The sequence below is a fragment of the Peribacillus sp. R9-11 genome (assembly GCF_031345095.1).
Lineage (GTDB): Bacteria > Bacillota > Bacilli > Bacillales > DSM-1321 > Peribacillus > Peribacillus butanolivorans.
In genome coordinates, this window is record NZ_CP133763.1 from 5,657,234 (window position 1) to 5,683,852 (window position 26,619).

Genomic DNA, 26,619 nt, shown 5'->3' on the forward strand with positions numbered 1-26,619 from the left:
AAACTTATAATTACCCTTATTTGGTATAAAATAGTAAAATAAGGAGAGGACTGAACCTCTATTCAGAGAGACTGGTTACTTGTTTATTATTTTTATATACGGGGTAAAGATTTCCATCATTAATTTTCCGATTGTCCATTATCAATCTTGTCAAAACGTGTCGGTGTCAGGGGGGGAACGAATGAAAAGAAATCATACAATGATGCAATTTTTCGAGTGGCATCTTGAAGCAGATGGCTCTCATTGGGACAGATTAAAGTATGAGGCTTCCAAGTTGAAAGATATAGGAATTGACTGTGTTTGGCTTCCGCCAGTTACAAAAGGGCAATCCGTAGGGGATAACGGCTATGGAATTTATGACGGATACGATTTGGGTGAATTCGACCAAAAAGGATCCGTTCGAACCAAATACGGAACAAAAGAGGAATTGCTTCAAGCAATAGCTACATGTCATAACTACGGGCTTTGCGTGTATATCGATCTAGTTATGAACCATAAGGCTGGAGCTGATGGAACTGAAAAATTTGAAGTCATTGAAGTCAACCCGGACAACCGGATGGAAGACATTTCAGAACCGTTTGAAATTGAAGGTTGGACAACATTCGATTTTCCAGGCCGTAATAATCAATACTCTGATTTTAAATGGAATCATACTCATTTTAATGGAACGGACTATGATGCCGGAAACGACAAAATGGGTGTGTACCGGATAACAGGGGAAAATAAACATTGGAATAAGCATGTTATTGATGAATTTGGTAATTACGATTACTTAATGTTTGCGAACATCGATTACAGTCAGCCAAAAGTTCGCCAGGAGATGATTAGCTGGGGAAAATGGATGGTCGACACGTTAAAATGCGATGGTTTTCGATTGGACGCTGTAAAACATATTGATTATGATTTTATTAATGATTTTTTAAAGGAACTCCTCCCTTATACAAAGGAACATTTCTTCATGGTCGGAGAATTTTGGAAGGCCGATGTGAAGGCTTGCCAAACTTACTTAGAACAAACAAATCATGACCTCAGCTTGTTCGATGTTTCTCTGCATTATAAATTTCATGAAGCCTCAAAAGCAGGCTCTAAGTTCGACCTCTCAACCATCTTTGATCATACCCTCGTTAAAACCAATCCGGCACAGGCCGTTACTTTTGTCGACAACCATGACTCCCAGCCACATGAATCACTAGAATCTTGGGTAAAGGACTGGTTTAAACCATCAGCATATGCCCTTATCTTGCTGAGACTTTGCGGTTACCCCTGTGTCTTTTACGGAGACTATTACGGAATCGGCGGACCTTCTCCAGTTCCTGGAAAAAAAGATATTTTAGACCGCCTCTTATTTGCTCGATATGAAAAAGCCTATGGAAAACAAGAAGACTATTTCGATGATCCAAACACGATAGGCTGGGTCCGACTTGGAGTCGAAGAACTAGAAGGGTCTGGATGTGCTGTCATTGTTTCCAATGGAGACCACAACAGTGAAAAAAGGATGTTCGTCGGTGAACATCGTGCTGGTGAAATCTGGATTGACCTGACCTTTCATAGAGATGATCATATCACCATTGAAGAAGATGGTTTCGCAACCTTTCCTGTTCATGGTAAAAGTGTATCTGTTTGGGCGTTGAATATGTAAAAGTACATGCCCTTAGACCATACCTTCAAAAAACAACAGCAAAGAAGAGCATGTGGGGTAATAACATGCTCTTCTTTGCTGTTTTATACAAAATCATATTTTAAAGTTCACACCCTAAAAACGATAGAAGGACGAATCATTCATCCACTAGAACAAAGTTGATTTTTTCATCCTAATCAAACATGGTAAGATAAGGGAAAAAGGAGCTGAGGGAAAAATGAAAAATGAAATTATTAAAAGATTTACTTCCTATGTAAAGGTGGATACGCAATCCAATGAGGAAAATCCCACATGTCCTTCTACAACCGGACAGTTAACTTTGGCAAATACATTAGTAGAGGAATTACAAGCAATCGGGATGACAGAAGTGACAATTGATAAAAATGGCTATGTTATGGCGACTTTGCCTGCCAATTCAGAAAAGAAAGTACCGACTATCGGATTTTTGGCTCATATTGATACGGCGACGGATTTTACTGGGAAAGATGTAAAACCGCAAATTGTTGAAAGTTATGATGGTAGTGATCTTACTTTACATGAAGAATTGAATGTCATCCTATCACCTAATGATTTTCCTTCGCTTAACGACTATAAAGGGCATACCTTAATCACAACGGATGGAACAACCCTACTCGGCGCAGATAATAAGGCTGGCATTGCCGAAATTATGACAGCTATGGATTATTTAATTCATCATCCAGAAATCAAACATGGAAAAGTCCGCGTGGCCTTTACTCCAGATGAAGAAATCGGCAGAGGACCACATAAGTTTGATGTAGCTGCTTTCGATGCTCAATTTGCCTATACAGTAGATGGCGGTCCACTTGGTGAACTTGAATATGAAAGCTTTAATGCGGCATCAGCCAAGATCACTATCAAAGGGACGAATATACACCCTGGTACTGCCAAAGGGAAGATGATCAACTCAGCTAAGATTGCCATGGAGCTCCACAGCAAACTCCCTCGAGAAGAAGCACCGGAATATACAGAAGGTTACGAAGGATTTTATCATCTCCTTTCATTTCACGGAGATGTTGAGGAAACCAAGCTTTCCTACATTATTCGAGATTTTGACCGCCAACAATTTAACAACCGTAAGAACTATATAGCGAAAGTCACCGAAGAATTAAGAGAAAAATATGGTCAAAATCAAATCCTTCTTGAATTGAATGATCAATACTACAACATGAAGGAAAAAATCAAGCCGGTCAAAGAAATCGTCGACATTGCCTATGAAGCGATGGAGAAACTCGGAATCAAACCAAAAATCTCACCAATCCGCGGTGGTACGGACGGTTCTCAACTATCGTATATGGGCCTACCAACACCAAATATTTTTACAGGCGGCGAGAACTTTCATGGCAAATACGAATTCATTTCCGTCGATAATATGATGAAGGCCACCAACGTGATTGTTGGAATTGTCTCTCTCTTTGAGGAAAAAGCATATTAAAGATGTGGAGAGTTATTACAATAATAATTTCTAAATCACACTAAAAACCCAGACTCCTTAAAGTCTGGGTTTTTACATTCAAGAATTAAGAACGTGCCCAATGACGGTGCTGAGCAATCGCATCGATAAAGGCAGCAGTAGATTCACTATTTGTATCCGAAACGGCTATAATGCCTCCGTTTGGATCAAGTGAAGTTATGCCTACCTTCGTTAGAATTTCGGCTCCTTCTTTTCCTGTTCCAATCGCTTTGAAATGGTTGTAAGCTTCTTCGACAAAGTAAATCGGATCCTTCAAAGTCTTTAATGAATCGACACTCTGCTGTCCTCCTGCCACATACACAGCATCGAATAAAACCGAGTCAGCTGTCAGGAATGTTTGATCGACCTCGAGTTGCTGGCCTTCAGCACTTGTAATCCAACCACGATTATTACTGATGATTTCTGCGATAATACTAGCCGATTTAAGAGATTCCAGGACTTGATAAACTTCAGATCCGTTAAATCCATCTGCAGCCAACACAGCCACTTTTCTTGTCGCCGCAGTGTTGGCTTTCATTTTCTCTTGGCTTAATGCTGAAGAAGACAGATCCATTTTGACCTCACGCGTATTTGTAGGAGGATCCACTCCGACTCCAATTGCAATTATTTTAGCCAGCTCCACATCTACATTGCTGAACATCTCTACGATCTGCTGCTGAACGTCCTTACTTTTCACTTTTCCCACTTCAAAGTGGAAAGCCTGAATAATATGCTCTTTCTCCACATCTGTCATACTATTCCAGAATAATTTTGCCTGACTGTAATGATCATTGAAGCTTTCACTGCGTTGACGCACCTTCCTGCCATCCACTTTTTCCTGATAATGAGCATAGCCGCCTTCTGCATTTGAGGCAGGTTCTGGAGAGTTATCGGCTAGTGAATTCTTATAGTAGCTTACAGGACCAGGGTTTATTGCCATACGGTGCATGCCATCCCGTTGATTATTGTTCACGGGTGCAACCGTTCGGTTAATCGGAAGCTCATGGAAGTTAGGACCACCTAATCTGGATAGCTGGGTATCTGTGTATGAGAATAATCGTCCCTGTAGCAACGGATCATTGGAAAAATCAATACCCGGTACGACATGCCCCGGATGGAAAGCTATCTGTTCCGTCTCTGCAAAAAAGTTATCCGTATTTTGATTCAAAACCATTTTCCCGATAATTTTCACTGGGATCTGTTCCTCTGGCCATAGTTTAGTAGGATCGAGGATATCAAAGTCAAATTTGAATTCGTCTTCCTCCTTAATCAATTGCACGCCAAATTCAAATTCCGGATAATTCCCTGTTTCAATGGCTTCCCATAGATCTTGACGGTGAAAATCGGGGTTTTTCCCAGCAATTTTCTGTGCTTCATCCCAGACAAGGGATTTAACACCAAGTACCGGCTTCCAATGGAATTTAACGAAATGGGCAACACCTTCATCATTAACAAAACGGAATGTGTGGACACCAAACCCTTCCATCATCCTGAAACTTCTTGGTATGGCTCTGTCCGACAGATGCCACATAATCATATGGGCAGTTTCTTCATTATTGGCAACAAAATCCCAAAATGTATCATGTGCAGACGCCGCTTGAGGTATTTCATTATGAGGTTCCGGCTTAACCGCATGAATTAAATCAGGAAATTTAATGGCATCTTGGATAAAAAATACTGGGATATTATTTCCGACCAAGTCATAGTTCCCTTCCTCAGTATAGAACTTAGTAGAAAATCCCCTAACATCACGGACCGAATCTGCTGATCCTCGGGAACCTGCTACGGTTGAGTATCGAACAAATACCGGTGTCTTAACTGATGGGTTTTGAAGAAACTTTGCCTTTGTATATTCAGCCATCGGCTCATGTACCTGAAAATATCCATGTGCCCCGAACCCGCGCGCATGTACAATCCGCTCGGGAATACGCTCATGGTCAAAATGGGTCATTTTTTCACGAAAATGAAAGTCCTCCATCAATGTTGGACCCCGGTCACCCGCCTTCAAGGAATGCTCATCCTCCGAAACACGCAAACCTTGGTTAGTAGTCATCTTTTTCCCGTTATCGTCCACTCGATATTGATCCAACTGTTGATTTTTGCTTTGTTCATTTACTTTTCCGTGTTCGTTTTCATTCGTCATCCTTGTCATTCCCCTCCATGTCTTTAAATTTCAGGCAAATTCATGGTGTATGTATTTTCTTTATCAAGCTTTTCACTTCTTTTATATTTCAAATAAGTTACTATCTTTCCTCATATACCACCCGATTTTGACAATTAAACAGATCCCGAAAAAGAATATTTGGTTTTATTTTTCAACTAGCCAGACAAAAATGGATTTCTTCCTTCTTTAATAACAAAAAATACCCAAGTAGATTCACTGGATGATTACTATAAATTATTGGAACAAAATGGTGTGGGGGAACTTTACTGTAGCAAACGCAGTACTTGCTATACAATCGGAGTAGAGTCCATTTAATCATTCTTGTAAATCCATAAAACTATAGCAACATGCTCTTTCCTGAACAGGAAGCCATCGAACTATCCTAAATAAGAAAAGGTAAGGGAGGACATGTTGATCTCCGTTACCTTTTGGAAGATTTTCAAATTACATCATTATACATCGCCTTCAGCAAGCCAAGGGAAGAATCCATTCAGAAACCTTTCCGTTGCTGGCATAAAATAAGAGCCATAATGGTAATCAGGGTCAAGAGTCATAACTACCCAAGTACCTTTTGTACTGACTTTATCAATATAAAGAACAGCTCCACCATCCTCAGTAGAAACAAGGGTATCTGAACCTTTAGGCGGCCAATATACGCCATGCTGATGCCAAGTCGAATCAGCAAGTGTTAGATAGCGGCTGAATAAATCATGGTCAGGCTTTTGGAGGACTAAACCACTTTTAGGATCCTTTTCAAGCCACCACCAAAAATTCGTTTCCCTGAACTCCCAATTATGGCCTGGAATCCATTCATTCAGCTGTGGACCAAAGGACACAATGATCCCACCCCTATTAGCGAATTCATATATTTTATCCATGGACTTCATGAGAAGGCCCATATGTAGTTGGGAAGGAAGGAGCAGGACATCAAATTCATCAATTGACGTTTCAACTAGATCAGGAAGATAAATTAGTGTATCAATATATTTACGATATTTCGGCTCGGTATATGTCCGATGGTGTTGTGAACTACCACCGTCAATTACTGCAATTTTCCTCATTTCACTTCACTCTTCTCTTGAAGTATTTGGTATTCATTCCGTACCCACTGCATGAGTTGGAAGCTAATACGGACTGTTGTTTTTTTCACATTCATCGAACCAAATAAATCGTTTCCTGAATGAACAAGAATTGTTCCTTTTGTGCTGTGCCTATCAATATATGTGATTGGTTCTCCACCAGGCAACGTCAACAAAACCTCAGCTTTATCAGGAATTGGATGATGACCTCTTGCAAAAAAGCCTGAAACCCCTTTATTATAGGTCATATCATCCTCTTCCACCCCTTCAAAAATCGGGTGGGGTTGGTGGACTGATACAACATAGTCTTGAAAACTGTGTATCGTTTTAGGGATAAAGTTCGATCCCCCTGGTAGCCAATCCATAAATATGTTGCCACAAAAAACGATGACTTTTTTATCATTTAAAAATTCATGAATTAACTCTTTATGTTTATATAAAAATTTCTGATCTATTAAACCCTGGATGACCAGGCATTTAAAAGGTTTTAAATCAATATCTGGTAGTTCGTAAGTATCAATAAATGTAAAATCCTCCTGATACTTAGGGTCGTTCACCCTTGCTTTTCCAAAATAGCTTCCTGTATCAAGCATCAGAAAGTCGTTTTTTTTCTCATTCATTTTTTTCCTCCTCAACAATGCATCTATCAAACTTTGCATAAAACAGATGTTGGCGATATCTTCATAGCTTCCTTCTACATCCTTAATTATCAGAATCACCTTTGTGTAATCTCAAACTACCAAAATTGATAATGATTATCAATATCGATTATTCTGCTTTTTTAATGATAATCCTTAGTTTCATTGCCGCCATATTCCTTTTGTGATATTTATGAATGGCACTATTCATTTTCTTAATACAAAGGTTAGTTATACAAATAAAAAAAATCCTCTCGATGAGGATCTTAAACGAATTGAAGGAAATGTTGCTTTAACTTATTACAAAAATCCTGTTCATAATCTGTAAGCTGAGTATTCTTACGGATTACTAATCCGTTTTTCCGCTTAATTGATAGCCCTGATACCGGCCTTGAAACTAACTCTCCTTTACTTAATTCCTCCGCAACAGCAAAGCTAGGTAGAAAGGCAATCCCATGTCCAGCTTTTACAGCCTTTTTGATTAATTCAAAGTTGCTCATTTGTAAATACCTCACCTTAACTTGTCGACTACGTAAATGACTCTTGATATATTGCTGTAAGTAATGACTCTTTGGCAAGAGGACGGTTTGGTTATGTAAATCACGGCAGTAAAGTGTTTTTCTTGTATCCCATAAATAATCGTTTGGGAAAATCAGGGATAGTTCATCCTCGAATAAAACTGACGTGTCATAGTGGTCCATTAAATAGTAGTCTTCAGGATAGATTGGCATGATTGCAAAATTGGTCAAGTTATCTTGAAGGCTTTTCTTTAAATCATCGTAACAAAAACTATTGATTTCAATGCACTTCTTTCGTGAAATCTCCTTGTATTGATGGAGAAGATCCGCAAAGAAGTAATCCGCAATATAATTGCTGACGAACACCGAGAGTGTCTGTTCAAAGTAGTCTACTTTTTTCATCGTTACTGAAGCCTCATCCACAAGACTCAGAATCTGTTTTGCATAAGTCAAGAGAACTTCCCCTTGCTTCGTTAACTCTACTTTCCTACCAGTACGATGAAAAAGTCTTGAATCAAAGTCTTGTTCTAAGTGATTGATATGATGACTAATAGTAGGTTGTGAGCAATAAAGTCGGCGGGCAGCCTCTGTGAAAGAGCGACACTCGGCAAGTACGATAAACGTCTCCATTTTCTCCAGTGTATTCATGTGTGTTTTCCCCCTCAAGACCGTCCTTTTGTGAAAATGATAATCATTATCATTTATATACTATCAGGACATGCTCATCCTGTCCATGTCAAAAATGCATCTATACTTTCTCTTTCATATGCTGTTCCTTAAAATTCAACTTAAAGGAATATTTCTATGTAGCTTCCTTTACACTCCTGTCGCTATGAGCCTTTGTATAATGAAAGATGTTAGACATCCCTTAAATGAAGTTACTTTTCTAGCATGTGATTGCCCTATCTACCGCTATATAACGGAGTAAAAATTTCTCATAAATAATCAATAACAAAAATAAAGAAGCGGCAAAGACCAATCATTCATCTTTACCGCTTCTTTATTTATCATTCCCTTTTAGTTCTTAAAGGCCTCTGAAACCTTTAAAAGCTTGCCTTTGACTTTCGTATTTTTCATCACTTTCAAAACAAGAGGTCCCTTTTCATTCAATATTTCCACATAGGAAACATTGTCCTGAATGGTGATAATTCCAATATCTTCGGCTTTAACACCATCAATTTTCGCAATTGTACCCACGAAATCAACGGCTCTGATTTTCTTTTTCTTACCGCCATTAAAATATAGCTTCATGATTTGTTTATTCAATTGTTCACTTTTATCTTTTTTTATTTTGGGACGAGCCTCTAGTTCCGCTTCAAAATCATTCATCTTATTCGAGACATCTTCTTCTGATGGAGGAGAGATTTTAGGGATGTCAAATCCGATATAGCTTTGAATCTCTTTAAGGAACTTATCTTCGTACGGTGTCACGAAAGTAATAGCTTTCCCTTTTTTACCAGCTCGACCTGTTCTTCCAGTTCGATGTACATAGCTTTCTTTTTCTAGTGGAAGATCATAATTAATAACATGAGTAATATTATCAATGTCAATTCCCCTTGCAGCTACATCTGTAGCAACTAAATAGCGGAATTCACCTCTTCTGTACTCGTTCATCACAGCAAGACGATCTTCTTGAAGCATACCTCCATGAATCATATCGCAAGGATAATCTAAATCCATTAACTTTTCACAGACTTCGTCCACCCGATCTTTCGTCCGACAAAAAATGATGCAGCTATCAGGATTCTCAGTGATTGTAACGTCTTTAAGCAAGGAAAACTTATCATCTTCCTTCACTTCGATTAGGGCATGTTCAATCTTTTCAGTCGTTATGCCCGTTGCCTTAATCTCAATATCTAAAGGATCGTTCATATATTTTTGACAAAGTTTCTTTATACTCTCTGGTAAAGTAGCAGAAAACAACATGGTAACTCGGTTTTTTGGAAGCTCTTTAATAATGGCTTCCACTTGTTCGATGAACCCCATATTTAACATTTCATCCGCCTCATCAATAACCAAATGTGTTAAGCGCTCCAAAACAAACGTACCTTTTTCAATATGATCGAGTACTCGTCCTGGCGTTCCTACAACTACATGACTTTTTTGTTTAAGTTCTGCTTTTTGTAGAGCAAATGGAGATTTTCCATAAACCGCTGTTGCTTTAATTCGTTTAAATCTACCTATATTCGTAATATCCTCTTTCACCTGTACAGCAAGCTCTCGCGTAGGTGTTAAAATAAGTGCCTGCGGCTTATTCTCCTGCCAATCAACCATATCGCAGATCGGAATGCCAAATGCTGCTGTCTTACCACTCCCTGTTTGCGACTTCACGACAAGATCCTTTCTTTTCAATGCAACAGGAATCACTTCACGTTGAACTTCCGTTGGTTGCTGATAACCCAGACTCTCCAATGCCCTTACAATTTCATCACTTAATGTATAATCAGTAAAACTTAATTCAGTCATATAATAGCCTCTTTTGTTGTTTATTATCTTACTTTATTGTTTCCACAATCGTTATTTCCTTATACTGATTTCTATTATACGCGATATGAAGTGATAAACCTCGTAATAACCAAACTACTAGATGCTTTTTTCATGTGATCTATTCTTCTATTTTTAAAAGACATGTCTTTTAAAAAATAATAAAATGAAGCTCCTTTACCTATTTTTTAGTGAAAGGTTGCCTTCCGAAAAATTTATTTCTTTCAAACTTCTTTAACCTTGCTTTGATTAATCAAAATATCCTGCTTATATGCTAAAATATGTATGATACAAGAGAGTTAAAAAAAGGTAAAAACCATTAAATTCTATCTAAAAGGAGCGTTGATTTATGATAATCGTAACGAATAGAATTAGAGTTAAAAAAGGGATGGGTGCAGTTATGGCCCCAGGATTTACTGCACCAGGCCCACTTGATACAACAGAAGGCTTCGTAAAAGTAGAAGTATTATTAACACAAAACTTAACAGATCATGATGAACTAAACGTAAATATGTACTGGGAAAACCTTGATAACTTTACTGCTTGGAGAAATAGTGATGCGTTTAAAGCTACACATAAACGACCTGAACCTAGTTCCGATGAAGCAAAAAAAGAATCACCTATTCTAGGCAGTGAACTTACTACTTATGAAGTTGCCTCAGTAAAAGAAATAGCTAAATAGGAAACTTCAAAAAGAGTTTTATACGAAATTCGTCCGTTGGAGGTATTATTTCGACCGTGGCCAGGAATAATTCGACCTTCAAAGAGATTATTCGTCCGTCGACACAATTAAATCGACCTTCCATCATTTAATAAATCAGAAAAAACAGTATGTGTTCAATAACATACTGTTTTTTCTGTTGGATTTTGGCTTTTATTCATCAAATTCTTATTGAACTTCAGCCTTTTTAATTTGTTTACTTCTTAACTGTCCGCAGGCCGCATCAATATCCGTTCCATGTTCTTGGCGGATTTTACAATTTACGCCTCTCTTTTTCAACGTATCATAAAACGAGAGAACTGACTCTTTCTCACTTCTTTGATATTGACTATGTTCATCTACAGGATTATATGGAATTAAGTTAACATAAAGCCGATGTTTTTTGTCATCAAGAAGATTGGCAAGTTGCTCGGCTTCTTCTTGATGATCATTTACATCTTTCAATAGGATATACTCAATAGTAATTCTTCTGTTTGTTTTTTCTAAATAATAATCAAGCGATTTCATTAATTTTTCTATTGGAATACCTCGGTTTATTTTCATTATCCGGGTTCTAAGTTCATTATTCGGTGCATGCAATGATATTGCCAGGTTTACCTGTAATTGAGTATCTGTGAATTCATAAATCTTGTTGGCAAGTCCACTAGTCGATACAGTGATACGCCTTGCAGCGATAGCAAGCCCTTTATGGTCCATAATTACCTTTAAAAAGTCTATCATATTTTCAAAGTTGTCAAACGGCTCGCCAATTCCCATTACAACTACATGACTAACAATGTCTTCTTGTTCCAATTTATCTAGATGCAGTTGAACGTTCATAATCTGTTCTACAATTTCCCCACTAGATAAATCACGACTTTTGGCTAATAGACCACTTGCACAGAAACTGCAACCAATATTACATCCTACCTGTGTGGTGACACAAACCGAAATCCCGTATTTATGCCTCATCATAACCGTTTCGATGAGGTTCCCATCCTGTAATTTAAACAAGAACTTAATCGTTCCATCCGCTGACTCTTGCTTAACATGCTCAGTTAAAGTTTGGATGAAAAAGTTATCTTTCAGTAATTGAATGCACTCTTTATTTACATCTGTCATTTCAGAGAAATCTGTTACGCGCTTCCTATAAAGCCACTCCCAGACTTGTGAAGCTCTAAACTTTTTATGACCATGTTCCAAAAGCCACGCTGTCAATTGATCGAATGTTAAACCATAAATGGACTCTTTATTCATACGTTACCCTCTTTTCATAACATTAAAATTTAATTCTACAACTCCAAAAACCTTATAAGCAATTCCTCTGAATTGGCAAATTTATTTATGATACGGTTCATTTCTATTTATTCTAAACGCTCGATATATTTGCTCCAACAGAACCAACTTCATTAGCTGATGCGGAAAGGTCATTTTAGAAAAGGAAAGTGCATAATCACTTCTTGAAATCACCTCTGAGCTAAGCCCCAGAGAACCACCAATAATAAAAGCAATTTTGCTTTTTCCATAAGTAGCTAGCTGGTCAATATGAGATGCTAGCTGCTCAGAGGTGAGCTGTTTTCCATTGATTTCAAGTGTAATAACGTAGGTGTCTTGGCTGATTTTAGCTAAGATTCGCTCACCTTCCTTTTGTTTTACAATGTCCATATCCGCTGCACTAAGGTTCTCCGGGGCTTTTTCATCTGGTACTTCAATAAGTTCTATATTAGCATAGGCACTTAAACGTTTTGTATATTCAGCAATTCCTTGCTTTAAGTATTTTTCTTTTAGCTTGCCAACAGTAATAATCGTTATTTTCATATATATCCTCTAACTTTCATTATGTTTTAGTATCATTTGTTGGATTTGCCTACCTATTATCATACCTTAGAGGGACCTATAAGCAAAACAAGCATATCCTTTCCAGTTTTGGATAAGTCCATTACATTTATAACCACTATAAATAATGATTCAACTATCATCTTTATATTAAAAAGCCGCTTCCTCCTTAAAAAAGTGGCAACGGCTTCCTTCATTCATAAGTGAATAATGTACATTTGTTTCTTTTCTAGAATAACTCAAGAGTAATGTAACCAAAAGTAGAACCAACAAAAAATGAAAATAAAAAACCAAACCTATTGAACTAGAATGCCTTAATATAACAGTAATCCAGTCATCATTATTCCAATAATGACTATTATTGATGCTTTATATAATTTTGTCCCTGATAAACTATGAAATTCCTTCATAATATAATCCCATTAAATCTTGATATGAATTTTATCGACAAATTTTGTATAAAACTAAGGTTGCCTAGATAGGCAGAGCTGATTACTTTAATAAGAATTCGCTACCCTAACTTTATTTTGCAGCCTTAATACTCTTTTTTTTGTTCTAATGACCTTTATCTCATATAAAGCACCAACGGCTTAAATATACGGCAATTCCATGCTCTAGTTTCTACTTTATAAAATGTTAAGAACAGGTTACAAACATGTTATCCACAAAAGTTATCCACATATCCACATTTTCTATCCACATCTTGTATGAGAATATTAGTTCCCTACTAGATATATTGCCACGTTTCGACAATATTCACAGGTTGTTGATAACTGTTTTTCTTCAGAAATGAATGTTAAAACAGGGTAGGTTTCACACTCATATACCACTTCATCCAACGCCATATCTACGTGTTCCTGACAGCAATATAATTCCATCATACATCCTCCTCTTCTTTATTCAGTTTTACTAATAATGATGTACCTATTTATCCACACTTTGATTGGTATCTTTATCTTTTAGCAAATGTCCACAAGTAATCGTATCAAAAAACAAGAAAATCGCAAGCAAAATAAAAGACAGGAAGTAGTCGCTCCCTGTCCTTTTTTTCTTTAGATTTCGCTGTTTGAAAGCGTGACTTCCGTGGTTTCTTTCTTTCCATCACGGTAATAGATAATTTTAACCTTATCACCGATTTTCTTATCATTGTAAAGATACTTTCTTAATTCTACTACGTCATGGATTTCTTCATTATCCATTCCAACGATGACGTCAAATTCTGCTAGACCTGCTTTATCTGCTGGAGAGTTACTTTGAACACCTGTTATTGCCACACCTGCAGTAACCTTCTTAGGCAATTTCAATGTATTTTGTTGATGATATTGCGAAATTTCTTCTACAGATGCTAAATTCACACCTAAGAAAGCACGTTTAACTTCACCAAATTCCTCGATATCATTAATAATTGGAATAACCGAATCAATCGGAATGGAAAGTCCGATTCCTTCCACTGCATTTTCTGCTATCTTCATCGAATTGATTCCGATGACCTGCCCGGACATATTAACAAGTGCCCCTCCACTGTTTCCTGGGTTAATCGCCGCATCTGTTTGAATAACCTCTGCATTCCAATCCACCTGTCCGTCTTCATTGATATCCACTTCAATTGTACGTTCCAAACCGGAAATGATCCCTTGTGTAATGGATCCAGAGAATTGAAGACCTAGCGGATTACCAATGGCAATGACAGGCTCTCCAGGTTTCAATTTTCCAGATTTCCCGAACTCGGCAATGGTCTTAATTTTATCTCCATCTACTACAATGACGGCAAGGTCTGTCCATGGGTCGCTACCTTGTAGTTCAGCTGGTAATTTAGTTCCATCACTTAACGTGACTTCCAATTCATTTGCGCCTTCAATGACGTGATTGTTTGTAACAATATAGGCTTTACCGCCATCTTTCTTATAAACGACACCAGAACCAGTACCCGCTTCAGCAGAACTGCTCTCGTTTCTTCCCTGCTGGCCCCAGAAGGTTGTTTCCTGAATATTTGTGATGCCGACTACCGCGTCGCTGGCCTTATCAACAGCATCAGTGACGGCACTTGTCACATCTACAGACAGGCTTTGCTGTGTCTGCTTCATCGATTCACTATCAGTTGATTTCTCTGTTGTATTTTCGCTGCTTTCGTTAACCAACAGTCCACTTCCCGGAAAAGCTAATAAAATAAGTAATGCCCCAATGATGGCGCCTCCCAAGCCTGAAAGAAAATAGCTCGTATGGCTCCCCTTTCTCTTTTTGTTTTGGTTCTCATCATTCTGATCATAATAACCCAAGACAGCTCCATCCTCTCATTTTAGGAATGAATTATAGCAACTACTATTGTTTGGTATCCTCCCTTAATTATACTCATTTAACCGAATTTTTCTAAAAAAATGTACGCCCTTATTTAAGGGTAAACTTAAAATTGAATAATATGTAGCAACTTTTCTATTTTCCTATACAGTTCTAACCAAACGATACCCCTTTTAATCCGGTTAGTAACTTATATATTTTATAAATAAAAAGGAATGAACAAGGTTTCCCTCATCCATTCCCTTTATTTATAACGTTACAAGCTCTGTCGGTTTTTTCGGATCCGTATCATACAGAGAAAATTGTTCACCGACGATGATTCCTTTTGTCTTTAAAGTTTGTTCTACCGACATTCTTGCTAGGTCCTTCATATTGTTATCAAGGCTCAAGTGGGCCAGGTAAATCCGCTTTGTCTTATCTCCGGCCACTTCACTCATGGCAAGAGCAGCGTCTTCATTACAAACATGTCCAACATCACTTAAAATTCTGCGCTTAATGCTCCACGGATATTTTCCCATCCTCAACATAGATACATCATGATTACTTTCAAATACATAAGCATCAGCATTCGAGATAATACCTTTCATCCGATCACTTACGTATCCTGTATCAGTAATAACCACAAGCTTCTTATCTTCATGATGAAACACGTAAAACATTGGTTCTGCAGCATCATGCGATACACCAAAGGATTCTATATTAAGACTGCCGAACGTTTTGACTTGTTCCATTTCAAATGTGAATTTTTGTTCGACAGAAATTTCACCGATTGAACGCTCCATGGCACTCCATGTCTTTGCATTCGCATATATCGGGAGTTTATGTTTTCTAGCAACCACGCCAAGACCTTTAATATGGTCACTGTGTTCATGGGTAACAAGGATTCCGGATAGCTTCGACATATCACGGCCTATATCCTGAAACAACGCTTCTAAGGCTTTACCGCTTAAACCGGCATCGACAAGAAAAGATTGATCCTCCGTTTCCACGAAAAAGGCATTTCCTGTACTCCCGCTTGCGAGAACACTAAAATGCATAGTCATCTATACTCACTCCAGTATTTTTTCTTCTGTATTTAATTCAATGACCTCTCCATCAAAAGCATTCACAAATAGATCCGTTTCGTCATCCAAGACCACCCACCATGTTGGCACAAGTAAATGTGACACAGATGTCGTCTGCAGGGAATTATAAAAACCTAGTTGTACATTAGTCACTTTGCTTTTAGGATCAATATCACCATGATTATATAAAGCTCCAATAGCATTTAGGGCAGATTCCAACTCTTTTGGTTTGTTGAACTTCTCTATTCCCTCTAAATACATCTGTTCATAGGAGACAACTTCCCCCTTCTTGTTCAGATATAAAGTGACCTTTCCCTTACTATTATTATAAAACATCTTTTTGTCTGCTACTTGATAGCAGATAATGGTCTGGTTGATCTCGTCATAGCTCCAAAAACGATAATCATTACCATTCAAGATATACTCCTTCAAGAATATCTCAACATCGGCAGCCTGAATTTTATCATTCATACTTACCGGCGTTTTAAATGTACCGACAAGGTTCTTATCGTCTATAATTTTCGCTTTTTGATTTTTCAGGTACTGTAAATCTTTCTTCTCGAAATTTTTACTATTAGCAATCAAGAATTGATCCTTCACCTTTTGTTTTGGAAGTGGAACGGCTATTGTAATCTCATCTTCTTTTAAAAGTTCTTCCGTTGTGGACTCTGTGATATTTTCGTATGTGTAGTCATTTATTTTCTCCAAAAATTGATAAAGCAAAAAAATGTTCAAAATGAAGAAAACCATAATGAAAATTGACTTTGTATTATTCCAATCCACTTTGATCGCCTCCCGAGTCTTCATCAAAAGGCACAATAAACCATTTATCGCCGATACGATAATACCAAGTGGGTTCAAGTGTAACAAGAGTGACAAGCTTGGAATCTAACGACTTATGCAGCTTATAACCAACCGAGATGTCCTCCACACTCTTGAAATCAATACTTTCCTTAGATTTCAACTGATTCAGTACTTCCCTGCCACTTTGTAAAGTGGCTACCGATCCTTCTGAAGGAAGTACAGAAGCAAGTGAAAAGTAGGGACGCTCATAGCTATAAATTTCTTCTTTCCCCCAAATTTGTTCGATTTCGGTCATTCCATATTCATTGAAGGCCGGATATCCATTTACGAATAGGCGGAATACCACACGTTGCTCCTTCTCCGACATATAAGCAAAGCGGTAATTGCTATCTTCCCAGCCGGCATGATCATTAATAAAATCAATGCTTTTTCCCAAAAGGTCACTGGAACTGCCAAATAACTTGTCCTTTTGTGCCGGATTAATATAGGAAATTATATAATTCTCTTTATTGATCGTCATCAGTCTTGTACCATCCGTGTATTCCTCACCGACTGAAACTGATTCCTGTCGTACATACTTGGGATAATTAAATAACGCATCTTTCAGATTTCCAATATCAAAGTAGTCAATATAATATTGAAATCTGTTAATCTTTATAGAATTTTCCGGAACAAACAGTGTCCTTTTACTGTTTATGGTTTGGGCTGTGTATTCAGGATATTTTTTGTGTGAATCATTATAAAAATCATCCATGAAATCTTTAAGTCTTTTAGAGCTGACCATGCTTTGATAGATTTTCTCTTGTTCATAAGAGACAAAATAAACCGCAGATTCATTACCACTGATATCTTTTTGTTTAATGATGATGCGATCAAAAGAAAAACTAGGCAATTCCTTATCCGAAATATCCAATACCGTTTTATAGAGAGAGATTGGAACATCATCGGAAAATTCGATTTCCATCGATCCCTCTTCATGAACAAAATCATCAAATTTCCTTTGAAGCCTTTTCATGGATAACTCTTTTACGCCGGTAAAACTCCATTGAGAAAATTCTTTCTCCATTTTATCTATTTCTACAGGATCGGAGGTTTGAAAATGTTGACCATTGCTGTGAAAAAGGATACTAACCGGTTTAATGACATCACTGACAATCTGCACATCACTTTTAATCCTTATAAGATCATCTGATTGGTCAAACTGATCATATTCAGGCTCGTACGTCCAAATACTCCAAGTCAAAAAAATACTAGTCCCAACTAAAATAATCAGTATTATACTTTTCGCACGTTCAAAATTCATGACCAATCATCCTCTTCTTCCTGTTCGTAAGGAAGTGTAAAGAACACCGTAGTTCCTTTTCCATCCACACTTTCCGCCCAAATTTTCCCGCCATGCGCCACGACCATTTCTTTCGCAATCGCTAAACCAAGTCCAGTCCCACCAAGGTTTCGTGACCTTGCTTTATCCACACGGTAAAATCGGTCAAATATTTTATCAATGACATTTTTCGGAATTCCCACTCCTTGATCAGTAATACTGACAACGATAAAGCTTTCAGCTGCCCTGACACGGAAGGTCACTTGACCACCTTCAGGAGAGTACTTTAATGAGTTGGATATTACATTATAGAGAACCTGGGTGATTTTATCTTCATCAATATCCACAAAATAAGCATCCTTAGGCAGATCACGCTTAAATGTGATATCATCATTTTTCGTCATTTCAAATCGATCGATAATATGGTCATAGAATTTATTGAAATTCACCCAGCCCGTTTTAAGCCGATAGTCTTTACTGTCCATTTTTGAAAGCTGTAACAGGTCATTTACAAGCCTGATCATTCGCTCTGTTTCATTTTGCGTGACACTTAAAAAGGCAGGAGCGATCTCCTCTTCCTTCCAAGCCCCATCCGCCAATGCCTCCAGGTAGCTCCTCATCGTTGTAAGCGGTGTTCTTAGCTCATGCGACACGTTGGCAACAAATTCCCTACGCTCACCCTCAATTTTCTCTTGCTCTGTGATATCATGCAAAACAGTGATCAATCCATTAACGAATCCCGTTTCCTTTTGAATAACTGAAAAGTTACCCCTCAAAATGAACGGCCGATCCTTTTTGCTGTAATCAAGGATTACGGACTCTCGTTCTTCCAGTAAATCCTCAAATTTATATTCTTCTTCAAGGCCCAAAACCTCAATGATAGGTTGGTTCATGACGGTTTCATGTGAGACATTCAGTAATCGTGCAGCCGGTTCATTAATCAAGTTCACTCTACCGCGTCTATCAGTTGAAATAACACCGTCTGTCATATTGGTGAGGACAGATGAAAGTTTACGTCGTTCTCCCTCTGTGCTAGATTGCGACTCTTGAAGCTTTTTAGTCAAATTATTGAAAGTGACAGCAAGCTGACCTATTTCGTCATCGCCATATACTCTAACTTTTCTAGAGAAATTCCCTTTCGCCATCACCAATGCCTGTTTTCTCATATCCGACATGGGCCGAGTGATAGTCCGTGCCAGCAGAATTCCTAAGATAGCCGTAATGACCAGGGCAATAGCCGTACCCGTCATAAAGATACTATTGATTTCATCCATCTGTTCAAAGACGTTCTCCATCTCAGCTATGACATAGACAGCTCCAATGACCTCACCTTTTGCTTCAATGGGTGTCGAAAGAACCCAGACCCGTCTGCCTGTTTTCGGATCCCGGTACACTTCACTATCTTCTTTCCCATAAATCAACGTATTCTTTATAAGGACCTGTGTCGTTTTCTTCCCTACGATTTCCTGGTTACCCGGGGCGGAGGTTCCAATTACCCGTCTGCTGCGTGTGTCGATAACACGTACTTCCGAAATATCGTTCGATGAATTATCGCGATCCTTCAGTATCGTATTAATCGCTTCTTCGAGGGTTGGGTCTTCCTCTCCCCTCTCTTTTTCCATTTCTTCGCCAATACTGTAGGTAAGCAGGTTAACGTGGCCTTTTATCGATTTCGTGAAGTTCCCGACAAGATTTTCTTCCAATTCCCCAACAAAATATACCCCGATTATTTGCATCGCTACGAAGATAAGCAACACATAAATCAGAACAAATTTAAAATGAATTGAGCGAAAAAAACCAACCTTTTTCATAAGAACTACTCCTGTTCAGGGTTACGCAGGTAATAACCGACCCCTCTTCTAGTTACAATCCAACCAGGATGGCTTGGATTATCTTCAATCTTCTCACGAAGACGTCTTACCGTTACATCGACTGTCCGTACATCTCCAAAGTAATCATATCCCCAAACGGTTTGTAATAAGTGCTCCCTTGTCATAACCTGGCCGATATGCTTTGCTAAATAATGGAGCAATTCGAATTCGCGATGAGTTAATTCAATCGTATCGCCACGCTTAGAAACGACATAGGCATCAGGATGGATAGTAAGAGTGCCTATTGTAATTTCCTTCGGTTCATTTTCTTGATCCGGAACCGGGACAGCTTGCTGGCGTCTTAAGTTCGCCTTAACACGGGCGATTATTTCCCGGGTACTAAATGGCTTTGTCACATAGTCATCTGCACCAAGCTCTAACCCTAATACTTTATCTATCTCAGAATCCTTAGCCGTTAACATGATGATTGGCGTTTCATATTTCTTTCTTACTTCTCTACAAACTTCCATCCCATCACGCTGTGGTAGCATGATATCAAGCAAAATCAAATCAGGCTGCCGTTCTTCTACCATTTTAAGAGCTTCGTTGCCATCATAAGCACAAAAAACCTCATAACCCTCTTTTTTCAAATTGAATTGTAAAATATCCGCGATTGGCTTTTCATCATCGACTACCAAAATTTTCTTATCCATGTACTTATCTCCTTTTTAATAACTAAACTAAATCTATTAAAAACCTTGTCCTTATCCGGGACCTTTTTTCATATTTTCCTACTGATTACACCGACCTATCATCTTAGTCCAACAAAGTTCACTATATATACCCTATTAAAAGGTCTAAACACCTAAATGTAAGCAAATTGTATCTATTATACTTTATCATTTTACAGGCATTAAATCACCTTTTTCCTATTATTCTCATCTATGTATGTAGCAGAAGAAGAAGTCTTCGAATATTTTTCGAAGACTTCTCTCAATTACTGACTTATATAATTTAGCGGATTTGCAAGAGACCCGTTTTTATATACTTCAAAATGAAGGTGGACACCGGTGGAATGGCCTGTTGAGCCCATCATCCCAATTTTCATTCCTTTTCCAACCTTTTGTCCTGCTTTTACATCTATTGAATCTAAATGGGCATACAACGTTTTAAATCCATTATTATGATTGATTATTATTTTATTACCATAACCTCCGGAATCTCCTGCGAATTCGACTATTCCATGATCGGCTGCCGTGATGGTCCTTGTTGTTGGTCGGGCAATATCTATTCCTTTATGTAGTTTCCCCCAGCGCTGGCCCTGCTTACTGGAAATATAGCCCCCGTCTGCAGGCCACGAATAGGTGCCGCTTCCGTTTGAAGGAATGACCTTTGTTCCTTTTCTAGTGATCTCTGTGATCGCTTTTTCCGTAACTTCTTTTTTTACGATAGTTTCACTGATTTTTTTACCATTTGTTTCTTCAACTGTATAGGTGAATGCCTGAACGCCATCGTTACCCTCTTGTTCAATAACGAGCTCGTCCTTCAGAAGATCATCATCCTTTTTTACTTTCTTTTCAAAAGGAATCCCCTCTTCTTTCAAAACTTCTCTTTCTACCATTACGTTCACATAGGGTGTAGCTTGGGATACATAGACGCTCTCACCTGCTTTAAGCCCATTACCCTTATTAAGGTCCGGGTTTAGCTCCAACAGCTGAATTAGGTCCATATCATGCTTATTAGCAACCTCTTCAAGTTCCTCATCTTCCTTTACCTCATAGATAGCCTTTTCTTCTTTTCCTTCTTCTATCATGGAAAGGGTCTTGTTAACCGTCATAATCTTTTCAGGATCAACCGCGGTTTCATTAAACGTAATTGGATGCGAAAATTCGATATTTAGAATTCTGCTTCCTGGTTTTTTTAACGTTTCAACCGTATCCGATTCACTTTCTCTCTTGCTGGATTCATATTCAGCGTATTCTTCCTCATCTACATATAATAAGGTGATGTTTCTCACAACTTCCTCAGCATCTTCCTTAGAAGGAACATAAGCGACCACCTGATTATCAATGTTAATCTCATACGCGTCTGCCTTTACATCCAACTGATCGTCAATCTCCTTTAAGACTTGGTCCTCTTTTACTTCTTCACTAAATACTTCCTCGCCCACAAATGCTAACTGCGTCTCACTATCAAATGTATAGTCAGGATAATCCGCCTCTGCTTCTGCAATTTTATCCGCTACAATCTTTTCTATTTCCGCTTCATCCGTTACACTTCCCACGAATTCATTGTTGAGATAAACATGCTGAATGGTTTTAATTTCCGATACACCTGCTGCTGTTGCTCGATTTCCTGCAAGCAATAGCATTACGGATATCACGAACAGAAAGATTCCTTTATTTTTTGAGATAAACATATATTGTCCTCCTTAAACGGCCCAGTCACCAATTAAGAAACTAATCAAATTTATATGAGATATATTAGTTCAATTTCAATATTTCAATATTTACGCGTACATGACTAATTTCTATAACCATTTTTCCACTCATAACTCTATCATAATAATAAAAAAATCAAGAAATAGACTTCATAATGTAATAGAACTGTATAAATGGTGACAACAAGTACCAATAAATATGTTTTTAGAAAAGGTATCTTTCGAAATAAAAAAGGAGGTAGACGTAAGCCTGATAAGGAATAGCGAACCATTTATATAAATGGTTAAAATTGGATTGTTACAAATCAATAACAATCTATTAACAGGATTTAACCCGTTTGTAAATTAATATATAACAAAAAAAGCGCCCGAAAGGCGCTTTTCAAAAGGATGGCTCAGGACGGAATCGAACCGCCGACACAAGGATTTTCAGTCCTTTGCTCTACCGACTGAGCTACTGAGCCAAATATTCTATTTCAAATGAAAAAATCATGTAAAAAATAAAATGGCGGTCCCGACGGGAATCGAACCCGCGATCTCCTGCGTGACAGGCAGGCATGTTAACCGCTACACCACGGGACCAGCATATAAATTATATAAAGAAATGACCCATACGGGATTCGAACCCGTGTTACCGCCGTGAAAGGGCGGTGTCTTAACCGCTTGACCAATGGGCCGGAAAAATGGTGAGCCATGAAGGATTCGAACCTTCGACCCTCTGATTAAAAGTCAGATGCTCTACCAACTGAGCTAATGGCTCGTTCTAATAAATTTTCGCCACATAATTTCCGGATTTTCCGTTTACCTTCTGCAAGATGTAAACTCCGCTACTCGCGCTACTCGTGGAAGCTTTGCTTGTTGCTCTACCGTGTTATTGGCTTGTTCTATTGTGACGACGCTTTTGATAATATCATAGTTTTTATTGTTTATGCAATAGTTTTTTAAAATAAAATTTATTTTATTTTATATTTTTTCCTTTTCACTACTGTTTTAATTAAAATTTACCCTTTAAAAACATCATTTCCTTGTTAGTATCTCAGTACATATTGTTTAATCATAATTGTACAAACTGACATACTAGCCACTTGTAAACCTTACACCACCAAGGAGTAGTTTTAAATAAAAAAGGAGCTGGCAAAAAAGCCAGCTCCTTTTTTCATGAATTACGCTAGACGCCAAGGGCTTCTTACGATGTTTGTTTGGTTACGGTCAGGACCGACAGAGAAAGTAGTCAAAGGAATGCCTACTAATTGAGATACGCGCTCTACATAGTGACGAGCGTTCTCTGGTAGTTCATCCAATGATTTGCATCCCGTGATGTCTTCTGGCCAGCCTGGCAGCTCTTCATAGACTGGTGTACATTCGCCAATCGCTTTCAAAGTCGCTGGAACCTCATGAATGATTTCGCCTTTGTATTCATAAGCCACACAAATTTTGACCGTATCAAGACCTGATAACACGTCAATTGAGTTTAAAGATAAATCGGTAATCCCGCTAACACGGCGTGCATGGCGAACAACAACAGCGTCAAACCAGCCGACACGGCGCGGTCTGCCTGTAGTAGTACCATATTCACGGCCTACTTCACGGATTTGATGACCGATTTCATCATGTAATTCTGTAGGGAAAGGACCATCACCCACACGGCTTGTATATGCTTTACATACTCCAACCACATGGTTAATTTTCGTAGGTCCAACACCTGAACCAATCGTTACGCCGCCTGCAACTGGGTTAGATGAAGTAACAAATGGGTATGTTCCTTGATCGATATCAAGCATAACCCCTTGAGCCCCTTCAAATAATACGCGTTTTCCTTCATCAAGTGCGTCATTCAATACAACGGATGTATCGCAAACATATTTCTGCACTTGTTGTCCGTACTCATAGTATTCTTCTAAGATATCTTCGATTTTAAAACCTTCTGTTTCATAAAAACGTTCAAACATGCGGTTTTTTTCGACAAGATTTTGGGACAATTTTTCTTCAAAAATTTCACGGTCCAAAAGATCTGCCATACGGATGCCGTTACGAGCAGCTTTGTCCATATAAGCAGGGCCGATTCCTTTTTTCGTCGTACCAATTTTATTAGCACCTTTACGATCTTCTTCAACTTCATCCAATTTAATATGGTAAGGAAGAATGACATGTGCACGGTTAGAGATACGAAGATTATCCGTGCTCACTCCGTGACTATGTAAATATGCAAGCTCTTCTACAAGCGCTTTTGGATCAACTACCATTCCATTTCCAATAACACAAATTTTATCACTATAAAAAATCCCTGACGGAATTAAATGCAGTTTATAAGTAACACCGTTAAATTTAATCGTATGCCCTGCATTATTCCCACCTTGATAACGAGCAATGGCTTCCGCATTCTGGGATAGAAAATCTGTTATTTTACCTTTACCTTCGTCTCCCCATTGTGTACCGACTACTACAACTGATGACATCTGAATAAAGCACCTCCAAAGGATCACGTAATACCGGTTATTAACCGGTTCTTATCAAACAAACCTATTTTATCAATAATTCAAAGAGGAAGTCAATACAAAATCCGAACATTATATAAATTAATAAATAATTCGTTCGTAAATATGCATTTTACCTACTTTCCTACTGTGTAAATATAAGGTATTAACCTTCTGTAGCGTTTTTCATACTGATAATTCTGAAAAATAAAAAGATTATCACTTGGTAATAATTGGATTATATTCTCACCTTTTTGCTGATAGGGAATGAAGCAACTAAGATGAAAATAGCGTTTTAAAGGTATTTATAGCGGCTTTCTTTTTCTCATTTCGATTTAGATTATTCTCTTCAATATTTCAATATCATTTATTTTACCCATGGAAATCCTTTATTATTTACGGTGGCTTTTCTTTTTTATCATTTTCTCCATAAAAACAGCCCGCCACTTCAAAAGTGGCGGGCCGTTTTCTGTGAATAACATTAAATCTATTTAAGCCCCGGGAGACATCGAGTCATCATCGAAGCGCCGTTCCAGGTTAACGAATTTATTGTATTCTTTAACGAATGCAAGCGAAACCGTCCCAACAGGGCCATTACGCTGTTTAGCAATAATGATTTCGATAATATTTTTATTCTCAGATTCTTTATCATAATAATCATCACGATATAAGAATGCCACGATATCAGCATCTTGCTCAATACTCCCTGATTCCCGGATATCTGACATCATGGGGCGCTTGTCTTGGCGCTGCTCCACTCCACGGGAGAGCTGGGAAAGGGCGATAACAGGTACTTCTAGTTCACGAGCAAGCGCTTTGAGTGAACGAGAAATTTCCGATACTTCTTGCTGACGATTGTCGCCTGAACGGCCATCTCCTTGAATCAATTGAAGGTAATCAATCAATATCATGCCAAGTCCATGTTCCTGCTTCAAACGACGGCATTTTGAACGAATTTCACCAATCCGGACTCCTGGCGTATCATCAATATAAATACCGGCATTCGACAAGCTTCCCATCGCCATTGTTAGCTTGCGCCAGTCCTCATCTGTTAAGGATCCTGTCCGCAAATTTTGAGCGTTAATGTTTCCTTCCGCGCAAAGCATACGCATAACAAGCTGCTCGGCACCCATCTCAAGACTAAAAATCGCAACGTTCTCTTCTGTTTTCGTTGCAACATTTTGAGCGATGTTCAAAGCAAAAGCGGTCTTACCAACAGAGGGACGAGCACCCACGATAATAAGGTCATTACGTTGAAAACCAGCTGTCATTCGGTCCAGTTCAGCAAATCCGGTCGGAATTCCTGTGACATCACCTTTACGGGTGGTCAATACCTCGATATTATCGTAAGTCCGTACTAATACATCCTTAATATTTTGAAAGGACCCGGAATTTTTCCGCTGGGCTACTTCCATGATCGTTTTTTCTGCTTCCCCGAGCAGCTCCTCGACCTCATCCTCGCGGCTGTATCCTTCCTGAGCAATATTCGTTGCTGTCCTGATCAATCGACGTAGTAACGACTTCTCTTCTACGATGCGGGCATAATATTCAATATTAGCTGCGGTAGGTACCGACCCGGCCAATTCACTTAAATATGAAACGCCACCCACTTCTTCAAGGTTCTTTGCAGCGGCTAGTTCTTCAGTCACCGTAATCAAATCGACAGCTTTTCCTTCGTCATTCAACTTAATCATCACATTAAAGATTTTTTGATGCGAGCTTCTGTAGAAATCCTCTGGAATCAAAACTTCCGATGTAACAGTTAGTGAAGAAGGCTCTAGAAAAATGGCCCCTAGCACAGCTTGTTCTGCTTCTATATTTTGAGGGGGAACTCTATCTTGAAATTGTTCTATCAAATCTTAAAACCTCCCATTCTAAGAG

The 26,619-nt window shown here is 38.4% G+C and carries 20 protein-coding genes and 4 tRNA genes; 3 read left to right on the plus strand and 21 right to left on the minus strand.

The genetic code is table 11. From position 1 onward, the window contains the following. The first annotated feature begins 181 nt into the window (after positions 1-181). Together RE409_RS27485 and pepT are read left to right on the plus strand one after the other, a co-directional pair. Positions 182-1,639 carry an alpha-amylase gene (locus tag RE409_RS27485; RefSeq protein ID WP_309558348.1) on the plus strand — a complete coding sequence of 486 codons (1,458 nt, stop codon included), beginning with the start codon at positions 182-184 and terminating at the stop codon, positions 1,637-1,639. A 217-nt stretch (positions 1,640-1,856) separates the two neighbouring features. Continuing rightward, entirely contained in the window at positions 1,857-3,092 is a 1,236-nt protein-coding gene (gene pepT, locus RE409_RS27490) for a peptidase T (RefSeq protein ID WP_201222498.1), read from the plus strand. Positions 3,093-3,177: 85 nt separating this feature from the next. Here the strand turns inward: pepT and RE409_RS27495 are convergent, their stop codons facing one another. From RE409_RS27495 to RE409_RS27515, 5 genes are all read right to left on the minus strand, one after another. Next, complete coding sequence (locus RE409_RS27495; protein ID WP_309558349.1) at positions 3,178-5,253, minus strand: catalase; 2,076 nt, start codon at positions 5,251-5,253, stop codon at positions 3,178-3,180. A 473-nt stretch (positions 5,254-5,726) separates the two neighbouring features. Beyond that, positions 5,727-6,335: a hypothetical protein gene (locus tag RE409_RS27500; RefSeq protein WP_309558350.1), complete on the minus strand. Its 609-nt coding sequence runs from the start codon at positions 6,333-6,335 to the stop codon at positions 5,727-5,729. Next, positions 6,332-6,973, minus strand: coding sequence for a phosphate starvation-inducible protein PhoH (locus tag RE409_RS27505; protein WP_201187724.1), 642 nt, complete (start codon positions 6,971-6,973; stop codon positions 6,332-6,334). The genes RE409_RS27500 and RE409_RS27505 overlap by 4 nt, the downstream gene beginning before the upstream one ends. Positions 6,974-7,257: 284 nt before the next feature. Then, positions 7,258-8,157, minus strand: coding sequence for a LysR family transcriptional regulator (locus RE409_RS27510; protein ID WP_201250192.1), 900 nt, complete (start codon positions 8,155-8,157; stop codon positions 7,258-7,260). Between the two features lie 369 nt (positions 8,158-8,526). After that, positions 8,527-9,975 (minus strand): DEAD/DEAH box helicase, encoded by a 1,449-nt coding sequence (locus tag RE409_RS27515; RefSeq protein ID WP_309558351.1) that lies wholly within the window; start codon positions 9,973-9,975, stop codon positions 8,527-8,529. A 367-nt stretch (positions 9,976-10,342) separates the two neighbouring features. Between RE409_RS27515 and RE409_RS27520 the strand changes: the two genes are divergently transcribed. Beyond that, positions 10,343-10,675 (plus strand): heme oxygenase, encoded by a 333-nt coding sequence (locus RE409_RS27520; protein WP_201250191.1) that lies wholly within the window; start codon positions 10,343-10,345, stop codon positions 10,673-10,675. A 207-nt stretch (positions 10,676-10,882) separates the two neighbouring features. Here the strand turns inward: RE409_RS27520 and rlmN are convergent, their stop codons facing one another. The 16 genes from rlmN to dnaB all read right to left on the minus strand — a co-directional run bounded on the left by rlmN (position 10,883) and on the right by dnaB (position 26,594). Beyond that, entirely contained in the window at positions 10,883-11,950 is a 1,068-nt protein-coding gene (gene rlmN, locus RE409_RS27525; RefSeq protein WP_201187729.1) for a dual-specificity RNA methyltransferase RlmN, read from the minus strand. Between the two features lie 81 nt (positions 11,951-12,031). Further along, positions 12,032-12,511, minus strand: a complete 480-nt coding sequence (gene rlmH, locus RE409_RS27530; protein WP_056522008.1) for a 23S rRNA (pseudouridine(1915)-N(3))-methyltransferase RlmH — start codon at positions 12,509-12,511, stop codon at positions 12,032-12,034. Between the two features lie 734 nt (positions 12,512-13,245). Continuing rightward, the gene (locus RE409_RS27535; RefSeq protein WP_082527454.1) at positions 13,246-13,407 is read right to left on the minus strand and encodes a CxxH/CxxC protein; all 162 of its coding nucleotides are present in this window, start codon (positions 13,405-13,407) and stop codon (positions 13,246-13,248) included. 174 nt (positions 13,408-13,581) lie between these two features. After that, a complete protein-coding gene (locus RE409_RS27540; protein ID WP_201187731.1) occupies positions 13,582-14,805 on the minus strand; it encodes a S1C family serine protease in 1,224 nt (407 codons plus the stop codon). A 267-nt stretch (positions 14,806-15,072) separates the two neighbouring features. Further along, a complete protein-coding gene (locus tag RE409_RS27545) occupies positions 15,073-15,867 on the minus strand; it encodes an MBL fold metallo-hydrolase (RefSeq protein WP_056522003.1) in 795 nt (264 codons plus the stop codon). Between the two features lie 6 nt (positions 15,868-15,873). Continuing rightward, positions 15,874-16,671: a two-component system regulatory protein YycI gene (locus tag RE409_RS27550; RefSeq protein WP_201187733.1), complete on the minus strand. Its 798-nt coding sequence runs from the start codon at positions 16,669-16,671 to the stop codon at positions 15,874-15,876. Further along, a complete protein-coding gene (locus RE409_RS27555) occupies positions 16,658-17,995 on the minus strand; it encodes a YycH family regulatory protein (protein WP_309558352.1) in 1,338 nt (445 codons plus the stop codon). The genes RE409_RS27550 and RE409_RS27555 overlap by 14 nt, the downstream gene beginning before the upstream one ends. Next, positions 17,992-19,824, minus strand: coding sequence for a cell wall metabolism sensor histidine kinase WalK (gene walK, locus RE409_RS27560; RefSeq protein ID WP_309558353.1), 1,833 nt, complete (start codon positions 19,822-19,824; stop codon positions 17,992-17,994). Before walK ends, RE409_RS27555 begins: the two co-directional genes overlap by 4 nt. A 5-nt stretch (positions 19,825-19,829) precedes the next feature. Next, positions 19,830-20,537: a response regulator YycF gene (gene yycF / locus RE409_RS27565; RefSeq protein WP_034316131.1), complete on the minus strand. Its 708-nt coding sequence runs from the start codon at positions 20,535-20,537 to the stop codon at positions 19,830-19,832. A 284-nt stretch (positions 20,538-20,821) separates the two neighbouring features. Beyond that, positions 20,822-22,243, minus strand: coding sequence for a M23 family metallopeptidase (locus RE409_RS27570; RefSeq protein ID WP_309558354.1), 1,422 nt, complete (start codon positions 22,241-22,243; stop codon positions 20,822-20,824). A gap of 412 nt (positions 22,244-22,655) precedes the next feature. Next, positions 22,656-22,728: transfer RNA gene (locus RE409_RS27575), tRNA-Phe, on the minus strand. 42 nt (positions 22,729-22,770) lie between these two features. After that, positions 22,771-22,846: transfer RNA gene (locus RE409_RS27580), tRNA-Asp, on the minus strand. A gap of 23 nt (positions 22,847-22,869) precedes the next feature. After that, a tRNA-Glu gene (locus tag RE409_RS27585) sits at positions 22,870-22,941 on the minus strand. Positions 22,942-22,948: 7 nt separating this feature from the next. Continuing rightward, positions 22,949-23,024, minus strand: a tRNA-Lys gene (locus tag RE409_RS27590). Positions 23,025-23,427: 403 nt separating this feature from the next. Then, entirely contained in the window at positions 23,428-24,720 is a 1,293-nt protein-coding gene (locus RE409_RS27595; RefSeq protein ID WP_053348328.1) for an adenylosuccinate synthase, read from the minus strand. A 509-nt stretch (positions 24,721-25,229) separates the two neighbouring features. Continuing rightward, positions 25,230-26,594: a replicative DNA helicase gene (gene dnaB / locus RE409_RS27600; RefSeq protein ID WP_098177049.1), complete on the minus strand. Its 1,365-nt coding sequence runs from the start codon at positions 26,592-26,594 to the stop codon at positions 25,230-25,232. Positions 26,595-26,619 lie beyond the last annotated feature (25 nt).

Coding starts and splice junctions, on each gene's coding strand:
- RE409_RS27485 (WP_309558348.1), top strand. CDS start 182: ATGAAAAGAAATCATACAATGATGCAATTTTTCGAGTGGCATCTTGAA.
- pepT (WP_201222498.1), top strand. CDS start 1,857: ATGAAAAATGAAATTATTAAAAGATTTACTTCCTATGTAAAGGTGGAT.
- RE409_RS27495 (WP_309558349.1), bottom strand. CDS start 5,253: ATGACGAATGAAAACGAACACGGAAAAGTAAATGAACAAAGCAAAAAT.
- RE409_RS27500 (WP_309558350.1), bottom strand. CDS start 6,335: ATGAGGAAAATTGCAGTAATTGACGGTGGTAGTTCACAACACCATCGG.
- RE409_RS27505 (WP_201187724.1), bottom strand. CDS start 6,973: ATGAATGAGAAAAAAAACGACTTTCTGATGCTTGATACAGGAAGCTAT.
- RE409_RS27510 (WP_201250192.1), bottom strand. CDS start 8,157: ATGAATACACTGGAGAAAATGGAGACGTTTATCGTACTTGCCGAGTGT.
- RE409_RS27515 (WP_309558351.1), bottom strand. CDS start 9,975: ATGACTGAATTAAGTTTTACTGATTATACATTAAGTGATGAAATTGTA.
- RE409_RS27520 (WP_201250191.1), top strand. CDS start 10,343: ATGATAATCGTAACGAATAGAATTAGAGTTAAAAAAGGGATGGGTGCA.
- rlmN (WP_201187729.1), bottom strand. CDS start 11,950: ATGAATAAAGAGTCCATTTATGGTTTAACATTCGATCAATTGACAGCG.
- rlmH (WP_056522008.1), bottom strand. CDS start 12,511: ATGAAAATAACGATTATTACTGTTGGCAAGCTAAAAGAAAAATACTTA.
- RE409_RS27535 (WP_082527454.1), bottom strand. CDS start 13,407: ATGGAATTATATTGCTGTCAGGAACACGTAGATATGGCGTTGGATGAA.
- RE409_RS27545 (WP_056522003.1), bottom strand. CDS start 15,867: ATGACTATGCATTTTAGTGTTCTCGCAAGCGGGAGTACAGGAAATGCC.
- RE409_RS27555 (WP_309558352.1), bottom strand. CDS start 17,995: ATGAATTTTGAACGTGCGAAAAGTATAATACTGATTATTTTAGTTGGG.
- walK (WP_309558353.1), bottom strand. CDS start 19,824: ATGAAAAAGGTTGGTTTTTTTCGCTCAATTCATTTTAAATTTGTTCTG.
- yycF (WP_034316131.1), bottom strand. CDS start 20,537: ATGGATAAGAAAATTTTGGTAGTCGATGATGAAAAGCCAATCGCGGAT.
- RE409_RS27570 (WP_309558354.1), bottom strand. CDS start 22,243: ATGTTTATCTCAAAAAATAAAGGAATCTTTCTGTTCGTGATATCCGTA.
- RE409_RS27595 (WP_053348328.1), bottom strand. CDS start 24,720: ATGTCATCAGTTGTAGTAGTCGGTACACAATGGGGAGACGAAGGTAAA.